This is a genomic window from Luteimonas sp. MC1750 (assembly GCF_016615955.1).
Taxonomy (GTDB): domain Bacteria; phylum Pseudomonadota; class Gammaproteobacteria; order Xanthomonadales; family Xanthomonadaceae; genus Luteimonas.
This window is the reverse complement of the sequence record NZ_CP067113.1, coordinates 1,557,380-1,570,364: the sequence shown is the minus strand read 5'-3', so window position 1 is coordinate 1,570,364 and position 12,985 is coordinate 1,557,380. Positions and strand designations below refer to the sequence as shown.

The window sequence follows — 12,985 nt, the reverse complement described above, 5'->3', positions numbered from 1 at the left end:
CGCTTTTGGCCAATACTCGCCGCATGCTTCCTCCCGATTTCCAGGGCTCGCTCGAGTTCCACCGCACCCTGGTGCTGGTGCTGGACCTCTTCGGCACCTTCGCCTTCGCGGTCAGCGGCGCCACGGCGGCGGTGCGCCGGCGCCTGGACCTGTTCGGCGTGCTGGTGGTGTCGTTCGCAGCCTCGACCTTCGGCGGCATCAGCCGCGACGTGCTGATCGGCGACACCCCACCGGCGGCCTTCGAGGACTGGCGCTATCTCGCGGTGGCGCTAGCCGCCGGCGTGGTGGCCTTCTACTGGTCGGCGTTGATCGAGCGCCTGCGCAATCCGGTGCGCCTGCTCGACGCCATCGGCCTGGCGTTCTTCGCGGTGGCCGGCACGCAGAAGGCCCTGGCGTTCGGGCTCAGTCCGGTCATGGCCGCGTTGATGGGCATGTTGACCGGCATCGGCGGCGGCATGGCGCGTGACATCCTGCTGGCCGACGTCCCGGCGGTGCTGCGCTCCGAACTCTATGCCGTCGCGGCCCTGGCCGGCGCCGGCATCGTGGTGGCCGGGCACCTGCTGGGGCTGCCCGTGCTCGCCAGCGCGCTGGTGGCCGGACTGACCTGCTTCGGGCTGCGCATGGCGGCGCTGCGCTGGGGCTGGCGGCTGCCGGTGGCGCGCAGCCCTCAGTCATCTTCGGACGACGGTCCGAAGTAGAATTGCGGCATCGTGATACGTGCCCTGCCCCTGCGGATCCTGCTGATCCTCGCCCTGATGCTGGATGGCATCGGCGGCGCCGTGGCCGGCGTGCTGGCCTCCCTTCCGGCGGAACCCGCGGCACTGTCGATGGCCGTCGGAGTCGACGAAGCGGTCGGCACGGCGGGCCAGGCGGGCACGGACGGTTGCCCCGGGCACGCGGTCGCTGCCCTGCCCCCGCACCAGCCCCCCCCGTCGTCAGACCACGTTGGCCATGCCGGGGATGAAGAACCCTGCGACCAGAGCGCCGAATGCCGGCAGGCATGCATGCACGCCGCGGCGGCCGTCCCGGCGGCGCTCGCCCTCGGTGCCGCCCCGGCGCATGCGAGCCTGATCCTGCATCCGCTGGCCATCGGCCATCCGTCGCCGTCCCTGTCCAGTCCGATCCGGCCACCCATCGCCTGAAGGCCGCGCCCTCCGGCGCCGTTGCTGCGCCCCCTCCCCGGGGGCGATCCGATGACCTCCGACGCCTGCGCTGCCGTGGCGTTGGCCCTGTGACCAGGATCTTCCATGCACGTTTCCCGCTTTCCGCGCTCCGGCGCGTCCATTCCGCGCCGGCGCTTTGTCCAGGGACTGGCCGGCGGCGGCGCCCTGGCGGCACTTGGCCTTGGCAGCCGGTCCGCGCTCGCGGTGCAGCCGCCGGTGCCCGTGCTGGCAGGCAGCCGTCTCGACCTGTCGATCGGCCGCTCGCCGGCTGATTTCACCGGCCGCCCGCGCCTGGCCACCACGGTCAACGGCAGCCTCCCCGGTCCCACGCTGCGGATGCGCGAGGGCGACAACGTCCTGCTGCGCGTGGCCAACCGGCTGCGCCACGACTGGACGTCGATCCACTGGCATGGCCTGCTGCTGCCGGCCAACATGGACGGCGTGCCGGGCCTCAGCTTCGACGGCATCGCGCCGGGCGAAGCCTGGGAGTACCGCTTCGACGTCCGCCAGTCGGGGACCTACTGGTACCACAGCCATTCGATGTTCCAGGAGCAGGCGGGCCTGTACGGCGCGCTGGTCATCGACCCGATCCAACCACCGCCCTACCACTTCGACCGCGAGCACGTGGTCCTGCTGTCGGACTGGACGGACATGGACCCGACGGCGCTGTTCCGGCGCATGAAGAAGGACGCGGGCTACGACAACTGGTACCGGCCGACGGTCGGTGACCTGGTGCGCCACGCCCGCGCGAACGGGGTCGGGCCGGCGCTGCGCGAGCGCGCGATGTGGGACCGGATGCGGATGACGCCCAGCGACATCTCCGACATCAACGGCCACACCTATACCTACCTGCTCAACGGCACCGCGCCCGCCGGAAACTGGACCGGCCTGTTCAGGCCCGGCGAACGCGTGCTGCTGCGCTTCATCAACGCGTCCGCAATGACCTATTTCGACGTGCGGATCCCGGGACTCGAGCTGACCGTCGTCGCGGCCGATGGCCAGTACATCCATCCGGTCACCGTGGACGAATTCCGGATCGCGGCGGCGGAGACCTTCGACGTGCTGGTCGAGCCCGCGGGCGCCGATGCCTTCGCCATCTTCGCCCAGGACTCCGGGCGGACGGGCTACGCCCGCGGGACGCTGGCGGTACGCCACGGCCTCGTGCCGCCGGTACCTGCCCTGGATCCACGCCCGCTGCTGACGATGGACGACATGGGGCACGGCGGGATGGACCATGGCGGGATGGACCATGGCGCGATGGATCACGGCGGAATGCAGCATGCGTCGACGGGATCCGCGCCGATGGATCACGCCGGGATGGACCACGGCGGAATGGATCACGCTGGAATGGATCACGCCGGAATGGATCACGTCGCCATGGGCCACGGCCCTGGCAAGCAGCCCGCTGACTCCTCCGCGCACGGCATGCAGCGCCACCCCGACAGTGAACGCGGCAATCCCCTCGTCGACATGCAGGCGATGTCGCTGGCACCGCGGCTCGAGGATCCCGGAGTCGGCCTTCGCGGCAACGGGCGCACCGTGCTCACCTATGGCGCGATGCGCAGCCTGTTCGACGATCCCGATGGCCGCGATCCGGGCCGCGAGGTGGAGTTGCACCTCACCGGCCACATGGAGAAGTTCGCCTGGTCCTTCGACGGCCTGTCGTTCATGGACGCCGAACCGCTGCGCATGCGCTACGGCGAGCGCCTGCGCGTCACCCTGGTCAATGACACGATGATGTCCCATCCCATCCACCTCCACGGCATGTGGAGCGACGTCGAGGACGCGGACGGCCGCTTCCAGCTGCGCAAGCACACCGTCGACATGCCGCCGGGCACCCGGCGCAGCTTCCGCGTGCGCGCCGATGCCCTCGGCCGCTGGGCCTTCCATTGCCACCTGCTCTACCACATGGAGGCGGGAATGATGCGCGAGGTGCGGGTGGAGGAAGGCGCATGAGCACCGGCCATCGCACGATCCTTGCGGCAGCGCTCGCACTCGCGCTGGCCGTTGTTCCGACCGGGCAGGTGGCAGCTCAGGTGCAGGGCTCCGACGCCGAACATGCGGCCCACGAGCACCACGCGGCGCACGACCACCATGTGCCGCACGACCACCATGCGCCGGACGACTACCATGCGCCGGACGACTACCACGCGGCGCCAACTCCGCCAGCCGGAAATGCGGGGCACGCAGGGCACGCGGGACATGCGGGACATGCGGGACAGGCTGGGCAAGCCGCGCACGGAGGGCGCGCAGGTCATGGCGGACATGCCACACACGCCGCACACGCCGCACACGCCGCACACGCCGCACATGCCGGACATGCAGGACATGCGGACATGTCCCCGCTGACCCCGATCCCCGCCCTCACCGATGCCGACCGCGCCGCGGCCTTCCCCGCGGTGAGTCATCCGATGAGCCACGGCCCCGGCACGAACCACCTGCTGCTGTTCGAACGCCTCGAAGCCTGGGATGGCGACCACGGCGGCGGCCAGGCCTGGGAGGCCGAGGGCTGGATCGGTGGCGATACCCGCAGGCTGTGGCTGCGCTCGGAAGGTGAGCGCTCGGGTGGGCGCACCGGGGCGGCCAGCCTGGACCTGATGTACGGCCGCAGCGTGACCCCGTGGTGGGACCTGCTCGCGGGCGTCCGCCATGACTTTGCGCCCGGAGACGCGCAGGACTGGCTGGGCGTCGGCATCCAGGGCCTGGCGCCCTACCTGGTCGAGGTTTCGGCCACCGCCTGGTTCGGCGGATCGGGGCGCAGCATGCTCGAGCTCGAAGCCGGCTACGACCTGCTTCTGACCAACCGGCTCATACTCGAGACCTCCCTGGAGGCCACCGTCCATGGCAGGACCGACCCGGGCCGCGACGTCGGTTCAGGGCTGTCGACCGTCGAGGCCGGGCTGCGGCTGCGCTACGAGCTCCACCGCCGCTTCGCGCCGTATGTGGGCGTGACCCACGAACGCGATTTCGGCCAGACCGCACGGCTCGCCCGGGCCCGGGATGGTGCGAGTCGCGAGACCCACGTGGTCGCCGGCATCCGATTCTGGTTCTGATTCAATACATTGGAGAACATTCTTCATGAATTACAACAACAGCTTCCGCTCGCTGCTGGTCCTGGCCACCCTGTCGGGACTGCTGGCCTGCTCCCCCGCCACCAGTGCGCCGGCGGCGTCCGCAGACACCGCCGCCTCCGCAGACACCGTCACTCCCCGAACGCAACAGGGTCCGGGTGCGGCAGCTCCGGCAGCCCCGGCGCAGAGTCCCGTCCCGGCGAACGGGGACGCCCGCTCCCTGCTCGTCGTCCACAAGCACCCCAGCTGCGGCTGCTGCGGCCTGTGGATCGAGCACATGCGCGAAGCCGGCTTCCAGGTCCAGGTGCACGACCACGAGGACATGGGTCCGATCAAGGAGCGGGTCGGCGTGCCCTACGCGAAGGGCTCCTGCCACACCGCGGAAATCGACGGCTACTTCGTCGAGGGCCATGTGCCGGCGGCCGACGTGAAGCGCCTGCTCGCCGAGCGCCCCGAGGCGCGTGGACTCACCGTGCCGGGCATGCCGGCGGGTTCGCCCGGCATGGAGATGCCCGACGGCACGGTGCACCCCTACGCGGTTGAGCTGGTGGGCAACGACGGCAGCACCAGCGAGTACGCGCGCCACGGCGACTGAGGCGGCGCGTCCGTCGCGCGCCGACAGCGGTCAGTACATGTGCTGGCCGCCGTTGACCGCGATGTTGGCACCCGTCACGTAGCCGGCGCCTTCGCTGCAGAGGAAGGCGACGACGGCTGCGATCTCCTCCGGCCTGCCCAGGCGCCCCATCGGAACCTGGGCCACGATCGACTCGACGATCTCGGGCTTCATCGACGTCACCAGCGTGGTGCCGACGTAGCCGGGCGAAACGGCATTGACGGTCACGCCCTTGCGCGCCATCTCCTGCGCGAGCGCCTTGGTGAATCCCTGCACGCCGGCCTTCGCCGCCGAATAGTTGGTCTGTCCGAACTGCCCCTTGGTGCCGTTGACCGACGAGATGTTGACGATGCGTCCCCAGCCACGCGCGGCCATGCCCTCGACGAAGGGCTTGCTGACGTTGAACATCGAATCGAGGTCGGTGCGCAGCACCGCGTCCCATTGCGCCTTATCCATCTTGCGGAACGTCGCATCACGGGTGATGCCGGCATCGTTGACCAGGATGTCGACGCCGATGCCGGCGTCGTGCAGGCGCGACGCCATCGCCTGGCAGCTGTCGTAGTCGCCCACGTCGACCGGTTCGACCCGGAAATCGCGACCTGCCGCCGACTGCGCCGTGCGCCACGCGGCCGGGTCCTCGACGCCGGCGTGGCAGGTCACCACGACGCGATGCCCCGCTTCGTGCAGCGCGATCGCGATGGCTTCGCCGATGCCGCTGGTGCCGCCGGTGACGAGCGCGGTTCGCGGGGTCTGGGTGTGGGTCATTCGGGGCTCCGGTTGGACGATGAAGCCGCGCAGTATCGCGTGCCGTGCACGGCCGCGAAAAATTCCCGTCGCAATGTGTTGACGTCGCCGCGAAGGCTGCCTACAATTTCCAGCTCGCAACACGTGGGGCCATAGCTCAGCTGGGAGAGCGCCTGCATGGCATGCAGGAGGTCGGCGGTTCGATCCCGCCTGGCTCCACCACTCTACGAACCAGGCCGTTCGTGAGTGCGGACAGATCCAAGTCCCCATCGTCTAGAGGCCTAGGACACCACCCTTTCACGGTGGACACCGGGGTTCGAATCCCCGTGGGGACGCCACACACGAAAGCCCGCCTTCATGGCGGGCTTTTTCTTTCCTGCCGCAGCGTGGCGACGCCGTGGCCGCGCTCGGCCAGGTATTGCAGCCACTTGCCGAGGAAGGTGTTCATGCGCATCCGGTGCCCGAGCACCGCGGCCGGCGGCGGGAACATGCCGATCGCATCCTGCCAGCGGCGGCCGACATAGCAGTGCGTGGCTTCGACCTGCCGGGCATCGCGATAGAAGCGCAGGTAGACCGAGGGGTCGGGTTCGCCGGTCACCGGGTCGGGGAGCGCCACGTAGGCCATCCGCAGCTCGCTGGTATAGGCGTGGCGTTCGATCACGTCCAGGCGCAGGTCCAGCCCGTCGCCGACGCTCGAGACGTAGCTGCCGGCGGCGAGGTCGCCCGGTTCGAACAGGCGCACCAGGCGGGCGTGGTTCTCGGCGTACAGCGCCATCAGCCAGCCGAGGCGGCTGAGGCCGGGAAGTCGTGCGCGTCGGGCGAGCAGTTGCGACATGACCCGATGCTACACGCTCAGAACATGCCGCGGCGGATGCCCAAAGTGCTCATCACCTTGCTTGAAATCTCCTCGATCGAGGTATGCGTCGTGCTCAGCACCGGGATGCGCTCGGCGCGGAACAGGGACTCCGCCGCGGCCACCTCGCGCCGGCAGGTCTCCGGCTCGGCGTAGCGCGAGTTCGGCCGCCGCTCCTGGCGGATCTGCTGCAGCCGCACCGGATCGATGGTCAGCCCGAACAGCTTCGCCCGGTGCGCGCGCAGCCGCGGTGGCAGGCGGTCGTGCTCGAGGTCTTCCTCGGTCAGCGGATAGTTGGCGGCGGCGATGCCATGGTGCAGGGCGAGGTAGACGCAGGTGGGGGTCTTGCCCGCGCGCGACACCGCCACCAGGATCACGTCGGCATCGTCGTAGTTGATCGACATGCCGTCGTCGTGGGTCAGCGCATAGTTCATCGCGTTGATGCGCTTGTGGTAGGCGTCGAAGTCGACCATGCCGTGGGCCTGGCCCACGCGTGGCTGGCGGGTCTCGCCCAGCTCGGCCTCGAGCGCGGTCATGAACGGCTCGAGCACGTCGAGGACCAGCGCGCCGCTGCCCCGGATCGCCGTGGTCAGCTCGCCGTTGATGCAGGAATTCACCACCACCGGCCGCAGGCCGCTGGCCTCCCCCGCCTCGCGGATGCGCCCGGCGATCTCGTGCGCGCGCTCCACGCTGTCCACGAACGGGATCCGCTCGGTGGCGAAGGCACTGTCGCGGAACTGGGTGAGGAGGCTGTGGCCGACCGTTTCGGCGGTGATTCCGGTGCCGTCGGAGACGTAGAAGACCGGGCGCGGGCTCGACATGCGTGTTTTCCTGCTTGGCCGCGGGCCCCGCGGCGGGATGGCTTGCTAAAATAGCCGTTCCCGTCGTCCAGCGCCGCAGGCCCAGGACGGCTCTCCCGCGACCCCATGCCTTCCCTCCGGAGCCAGCCTTGAGCGCCAACATCCTGTGGCTTGACGACCTTCGCCTGACCGACCTCGCGCAGGTCGGCGGCAAGAATTCCTCGCTTGGCGAGATGATCGGCAACCTGGCCAGGCTCGGCGTCTCGGTCCCCGGCGGCTTTGCCACCACCGCCGACGCGTTCAAGGACTTCGTCGCTCACAACACGCTGCACCAGCGCATCTTCGACCGCCTGGCCACGCTGGACGTGGAAGACGTTCCGGCGCTGAACAGCGCCGGCGCCGAGATCCGCGGCTGGGTGATCGATGCACCGCTGCAGCCGGCGCTCGAGGCCGACATCCGCAGCGCCTACGCCAAGCTCTGCGCCGACAACGGCGGTGGCGACGTCGCCGTGGCCGTGCGCTCCTCGGCCACCGCGGAAGACCTCCCGGACGCCAGCTTCGCCGGCCAGCAGGAAACCTTCCTCAATGTCACCGGCGCCGACGACGTGGTGGTCAAGGTCAAGGAGGTGTTCGCCAGCCTCTACAACGACCGCGCCATCGCCTACCGCGTGCACCACGGCTTCAAGCACGAGGACGTGTTCCTGTCGGCCGGCGTGCAGCTGATGGTGCGCTCGGACTGCGGAAGCTCCGGCGTGCTGTTCACGCTCGACACCGAGTCCGGCTTCCGCGACGTGGTCTTCGTCACCTCGAGCTACGGCCTGGGCGAGAACGTCGTGCAGGGCGCGGTCAACCCCGACGAGTTCTACGTCTACAAGCCCACGCTGCGCCAGGGCCGTCCTGCGATCCTGCGCCGCTCGCTCGGCGCCAAGCAGATCCGCATGGTGTATTCCGATGCGCCCGGCGAGCGCGTGCGCAACGAGGACACGCCGGCCGAGCTGCGCGCCACGTTCTCGATCACCGACGCCGACGTGCAGGAGCTGTCGCGCCAGGCGCTGACGATCGAGGAGCACTATGGCCGCCCGATGGACATCGAGTGGGCCAAGGACGGCATCACCGGCAAGCTGTTCATCGTGCAGGCGCGCCCGGAGACGGTGAAGTCGCGCGCCAAGGCCACCCAGATCGAGCGCTTCATGCTCGGCGCGCGCGGGCCCGTGGTCTGCGAGGGCCGCGCCATCGGCCAGAAGATCGGCTCGGGCGTGGCGCGCGTGGTGCGTTCGCTCGACGACATGGCCCGCGTGCAGCCCGGTGACGTGCTGGTGGCCGACATGACCGATCCCGACTGGGAACCGGTGATGAAGCGCGCCGCCGCCATCGTCACCAACCGCGGCGGCCGCACCTGCCACGCCGCGATCATCGCGCGCGAGCTCGGTGTCCCGGCCGTGGTCGGCACCGGCAACGCGCTGGACGCGATCGAGGACGGCGCGACGGTCACCATCAGCTGCGCCGAGGGCGATACCGGCTTCATCTACGCCGGCGCCCTGCCCTTCGAGCGCATCACCACCGACCTGACCTCGATGCCCGAGGCGCCGCTCAAGATCATGATGAACGTCGCCAACCCGGAGCGCGCGTTCGATTTCGGCCAGCTGCCCAACGCCGGCATCGGCCTGGCGCGGCTGGAGATGATCATCGCCGCGCACATCGGCGTGCATCCGAACGCGCTGCTGGAGTACGCCAGGCAGGACGCCGAGACGAAGAAGAAGATCGACGAGCGCGCCGCCGGCTACGCCGACCCGGTGAGCTTCTACGTCGACCGCCTCGCCGAGGGCATCGCCACCCTGACCGCGTCGGTGGCGCCGAATCCGGTGATCGTGCGCATGTCGGACTTCAAGTCCAACGAGTACGCCAACCTCATCGGCGGCCAGCGCTACGAGCCCGAGGAAGAGAACCCGATGATCGGCTTCCGCGGCGCCAGCCGCTACGTCGATCCGGCCTTCGCCCAGGCCTTCGCGCTGGAGTGCCGCGCGGTGCTGAAGGTGCGCGAGACCATGGGCCTGGAGAACCTCTGGGTCATGATCCCGTTCGTGCGCACCCTCGACGAGGGCCGCCGCGTGCTCGAGGTGCTGGCCGCAAACGGCCTGCGCCGCGGGGTCAACGGCCTCAAGGTGATCATGATGTGCGAGGTGCCGTCGAACGCGCTCATGGCCGACGAGTTCCTCGAGATGTTCGACGGCTTCTCGATCGGCTCCAACGACCTGACGCAGCTGACGCTGGGCCTCGACCGCGATTCGGCCGTCGTCGCGCACCTGTTCGACGAGCGCGATCCGGCGGTGAAGAAGCTGCTGTCGATGGCGATCCAGGCCGCCAAGGCCAAGGGCAAGTACATCGGCATCTGCGGCCAGGGCCCGAGCGACCATCCGGACCTCGCCGAGTGGCTGATGCAGCAGGGCATCGAATCGGTCTCGCTCAACCCCGACACCGTCGTCGACACCTGGCTGAAGCTCGCCAAATCCAAGGCCGCGGGCTGACGCACCACCCCCATGTAGGAGCGGCTACAGCCGCGATCGCACTGCGCGAAGGCCGGGCTTCTTACCCGGCCTTCCTTTTTTTGCCACGGATCTACGCGGATAAGGCGGATTTACACGGATAGAGCTGTGATTGCCGCGGGAATGGCCAGTGTGCACGGCTGTAGCACTTTGCGGCGGTCCGGGTTCAGCGAGCGTGCGCGGCGGGAGGCGCCGCGCCGCTGAAAGAAAATCCGTGCAAATCCATGCAAATCCGCTCTATCCGCGTAAATCCGTGGCAAAAACTCGCTCTTCTTTCCGCGCCCGCGGCCTTACTCGTGCGGAGCGAAGGTCCCCATGCCGGTCCGGTAGTGGCGGAGTTCGGCGATCGAGTCGTGCACGTCGCTCAGGGCGGTGTGCGCCGCCTGCTTGCGCAGGCCGGCGTAGAGCTCGGGCGCCCAGCGGCGGGCGAGTTCCTTCAGCGTGCTGACGTCCAGGTTGCGGTAGTGGAACCAGCGCTCCAGCGCGGGCATGCGGCGGTGGAGGAAGCGGCGGTCCTGGCAGATCGAGTTTCCGCACATCGGCGACCGGCCCGCCGGGACCCACTGCTCGAGGAACTCCAGGGTGCGGGCCTCGGCCTCGGCCATCGGCACGCCTTCCTCCAGCACCCGCCGCCAGAGGCCGGAGCGTCCGTGCTGGTTGCGGTTCCACTCGTCCATCGCCTCCAGCGTCGCCAGCGGCTGGGCGACGGCCAGTTCGGGGCCTTCGGCCAGCACCCGCAGCTGCGCGTCGGTGACCACGGTGGCGATCTCGAGGATGGTGTCGTTGTCGGTGTCCAGACCGGTCATTTCCAGGTCGATCCACACCAGCCGTTCTTCTCCGTTGCCCACCCTCGCTCCTTCGTGATCCGTCGTGACCCACATGGTAACGCCGCGCTCAGGCCGGCGGCAGGCCGCGCTTGGCGCGGAAGTAGTTCCTCAGGCGGGCACCGGCCTCTTCGCCCAGCACGCCCCCCAGTACCTCGACCCGGTGGTTGTGGCGCGGATCGGCCAGCAGGTCGAAGACGCTGCCCGCGGCGCCGGTCTTGGGATCGCCGGCGCCGTAGACCACGCGCGCGACGCGGGCATGCACCATCGCCATCGCGCACATCGCACAGGGCTCGAGGGTGACGTACAGGGTGCACCCGACCAGGCGGTGGTTGCCGAGCGCCCTGCCCGCTTCGCGCATGGCGACGATTTCCGCGTGCGCACTCGGGTCGTGGTCACCGATGTTGCGGTTCCAGCCTTCGCCCACGAGGCGGCCGTCTGCATCCACCACCACCGCGCCGACCGGGATCTCGTCGTGCTCGCGCTCGGCGCGCCCGGCCAGCGCCAGCGCATGGCGCATCCAGGCGATGTCCGCGTCGGCCAGGTTCGATCCGGGGTTGCTCGGCTGCTGCTGCATGGCCGGCATTCTAGTGGTCGGAGGCCTAGAATCGGGACATGCAAGCACATGATCCAGGGGCGCGCGCCGCGGCGCCGGGCGCCCATCCTTCACTCCAGCCGATGCAGATGGACGTGGTCTCGGTGCAGTCCCAGGTGGTCTATGGCCAGGTGGGCAACACCATCGCCGTCCCCACCTTCCAGTCGCTGGGCCTGCGCGTCGCCGCAGTACCGACGGTAGTGCTGAGCAATACCCCGCACCATCCCAGCATCCATGGCGGTCCGGTGCCGACCGGGTGGTTCCAGGGCTATCTCGACGACCTGGTGGCGCGCGATGCCGTGCGCGAACTGCGGGCGGTGGTGGTGGGCTATCTCGGTGGACCGGAGCAGGCCGGGGTGCTGGCGCGCTGGATCGAAGCGCGCCTGCGCGAACGCCCCGGGCTTTCGGTCTTCATCGACCCGGTGATCGGCGACGAGGACGTGGGGATCTATGTCGATCCGCGCATGATCGACGCGCACTGCGGCCAGCTGGTCGGGCTCGCCGATGGTCTGGTGCCCAACGGCTTCGAGCTCGGCGTGCTGACCGGGATGCCGGTGGCCGACACCGCCGACGTGGTCCATGCAGCACGCAGCCTCCTCGTCGGACGCACCCGATGGGTGGTGGTGACCAGCGCCGCCCCTGCGGCCTGGGGCGATGGCGGGATGAAGGTGCTGGTGGTCCAGCGCGACGCCGAGTGCGTGATCCGCCACCGCCGGCTGGACGCCACGCCCAAGGGCACCGGCGATCTGTTCAGCGCCACCCTCGCCGCCCACCTGCTGCGCGGCGCCCCTGTGGAGGACGCGGCGCGGCTCGCCTGCGACCGTGTCCTTGCCGTCCTGGACGCCAGTCAGGCGGCCGGTAGCGCCGAAATGCTGGTGTTCCCCGAACCCGGCTGAACCGCGGCGCCGGCGGGGTTCCCGGCCAGTCGCCGGCGCGCCATGCCGGTGGTGCAGCCGAACGCATGCTTGAACGCGCGGCAGAACGCACTCTCGCTTTCGAAGCCCAGGCTGCCGGCGATCTCGCAGACCGGCATCGCGGTGTCGCAGACCAGCTCCCAGGCGCGCTGGCAGCGCAGGCGCGAGGCGTACTCCGTGGGCGTCTCGCCGAAGACGTGCCGGTGCACGCGGATCAGGTGGCACGGCGAATAGTTGGCGCTGGCCGCCAGCCGCGACAGCGCGATGTGGTCGTCCAGGTGGCAGCGGATCAGGTGCTGGACGCGCAACAGGCGCAGCAGCGTCTGCCGTCGGCGTAGCCGGGTGCGGCCACTGCAGCGGCCCATGCGGCCCTGGAGTTCCGCCTGGTGTTCGGCCAGCGCCTGGCGCAGGTCGGCCACGAGGTCGGTCGCGAGGCGGCCGGCCGGGAACTCGGCCGCGTGCGCACGCCTCGCCAGTCGCACGATCGGGCGCAGCACCGTGCGCGGGCAACCGGCCTCCCACGGCAGGAGGTCGGCGCCGGGGATGCGAGCATCCGGCGTCCAGGTGGCCGGCGGCGCTGTCACCAGCAGCCACCAGCACTGGCCATGCGCGGCGCAGCGCAGGCTTCCCTCCAGCCACAGCTGATAGCGACCCTGGGCCAGCATCCAGTTGGCGTCGTGGGACTCCAGTACCAGCGCGCCGGACAGCACGACGCACAGGGTGATCCAGCCCGGAGGCACCTGCAGCGCGCTGCCCCGGCCGCGCGCCCGCACCACGTTCAGGCAGTGCGAATCCAGCTGGCCTGCGGGAAGCGACTGGGCACCGCGCAGCGGATGCAAGCGGGTCTGCAAGGGCGCCTCCTCGG

General features: G+C 69.8%; 13 protein-coding genes and 2 tRNA genes. 9 read left to right on the top strand and 6 right to left on the bottom strand.

The genetic code is table 11. From position 1 onward, the window contains the following. The first annotated feature begins 23 nt into the window (after window positions 1-23). From JGR68_RS07345 to JGR68_RS07325, 5 genes are all read left to right on the top strand, one after another. Window positions 24-698, top strand: coding sequence for a trimeric intracellular cation channel family protein (locus JGR68_RS07345; protein WP_199362074.1), 675 nt, complete (start codon window positions 24-26; stop codon window positions 696-698). Window positions 699-710: 12 nt separating this feature from the next. Next, the gene (locus JGR68_RS07340; RefSeq protein ID WP_199362075.1) at window positions 711-1,142 is read left to right on the top strand and encodes a CopL family metal-binding regulatory protein; all 432 of its coding nucleotides are present in this window, start codon (window positions 711-713) and stop codon (window positions 1,140-1,142) included. Between the two features lie 105 nt (window positions 1,143-1,247). Beyond that, the gene (locus JGR68_RS07335) at window positions 1,248-3,119 is read left to right on the top strand and encodes a copper resistance system multicopper oxidase (RefSeq protein ID WP_199362076.1); all 1,872 of its coding nucleotides are present in this window, start codon (window positions 1,248-1,250) and stop codon (window positions 3,117-3,119) included. 380 nt (window positions 3,120-3,499) lie between these two features. Beyond that, entirely contained in the window at window positions 3,500-4,216 is a 717-nt protein-coding gene (locus JGR68_RS07330; protein WP_234446458.1) for a copper resistance protein B, read from the top strand. 25 nt (window positions 4,217-4,241) lie between these two features. Then, entirely contained in the window at window positions 4,242-4,829 is a 588-nt protein-coding gene (locus JGR68_RS07325; protein ID WP_199362078.1) for a DUF411 domain-containing protein, read from the top strand. Between the two features lie 30 nt (window positions 4,830-4,859). On the opposite strand, the gene phbB is transcribed toward JGR68_RS07325, so the two are convergent. After that, window positions 4,860-5,612, bottom strand: coding sequence for an acetoacetyl-CoA reductase (gene phbB, locus JGR68_RS07320; RefSeq protein ID WP_199362079.1), 753 nt, complete (start codon window positions 5,610-5,612; stop codon window positions 4,860-4,862). A gap of 125 nt (window positions 5,613-5,737) precedes the next feature. Here phbB and JGR68_RS07315 point away from each other — a divergent pair. Together JGR68_RS07315 and JGR68_RS07310 are read left to right on the top strand one after the other, a co-directional pair. Then, window positions 5,738-5,813: transfer RNA gene (locus JGR68_RS07315), tRNA-Ala, on the top strand. A 40-nt stretch (window positions 5,814-5,853) separates the two neighbouring features. Next, window positions 5,854-5,929 (top strand) — tRNA-Glu (locus JGR68_RS07310). Window positions 5,930-5,946: 17 nt separating this feature from the next. Here JGR68_RS07310 and JGR68_RS07305 read toward each other — a convergent pair. After that, window positions 5,947-6,426, bottom strand: coding sequence for a DUF1249 domain-containing protein (locus JGR68_RS07305; RefSeq protein ID WP_199362080.1), 480 nt, complete (start codon window positions 6,424-6,426; stop codon window positions 5,947-5,949). 17 nt (window positions 6,427-6,443) lie between these two features. Beyond that, the gene (locus tag JGR68_RS07300; RefSeq protein ID WP_199362081.1) at window positions 6,444-7,265 is read right to left on the bottom strand and encodes a pyruvate, water dikinase regulatory protein; all 822 of its coding nucleotides are present in this window, start codon (window positions 7,263-7,265) and stop codon (window positions 6,444-6,446) included. Between the two features lie 128 nt (window positions 7,266-7,393). Between JGR68_RS07300 and ppsA the strand changes: the two genes are divergently transcribed. Beyond that, window positions 7,394-9,769, top strand: a complete 2,376-nt coding sequence (gene ppsA, locus JGR68_RS07295) for a phosphoenolpyruvate synthase (protein ID WP_199362082.1) — start codon at window positions 7,394-7,396, stop codon at window positions 9,767-9,769. 308 nt (window positions 9,770-10,077) lie between these two features. Here the strand turns inward: ppsA and orn are convergent, their stop codons facing one another. Both orn and tadA read right to left on the bottom strand, forming a co-directional pair. Beyond that, window positions 10,078-10,635 carry an oligoribonuclease gene (orn, locus tag JGR68_RS07290; protein ID WP_255531824.1) on the bottom strand — a complete coding sequence of 186 codons (558 nt, stop codon included), beginning with the start codon at window positions 10,633-10,635 and terminating at the stop codon, window positions 10,078-10,080. A gap of 46 nt (window positions 10,636-10,681) precedes the next feature. Beyond that, complete coding sequence (tadA, locus tag JGR68_RS07285; protein WP_199362084.1) at window positions 10,682-11,188, bottom strand: tRNA adenosine(34) deaminase TadA; 507 nt, start codon at window positions 11,186-11,188, stop codon at window positions 10,682-10,684. Between the two features lie 38 nt (window positions 11,189-11,226). Between tadA and pdxK the strand changes: the two genes are divergently transcribed. Next, window positions 11,227-12,102: a pyridoxine/pyridoxal/pyridoxamine kinase gene (pdxK, locus tag JGR68_RS07280; protein ID WP_199362085.1), complete on the top strand. Its 876-nt coding sequence runs from the start codon at window positions 11,227-11,229 to the stop codon at window positions 12,100-12,102. On the opposite strand, the gene JGR68_RS07275 is transcribed toward pdxK, so the two are convergent. Further along, window positions 12,054-12,971, bottom strand: coding sequence for an AraC family transcriptional regulator (locus JGR68_RS07275; protein ID WP_199362086.1), 918 nt, complete (start codon window positions 12,969-12,971; stop codon window positions 12,054-12,056). The two genes, pdxK and JGR68_RS07275, sit on opposite strands and share 49 nt — an antisense overlap. Between the last annotated feature and the right edge of the window lie 14 nt (window positions 12,972-12,985).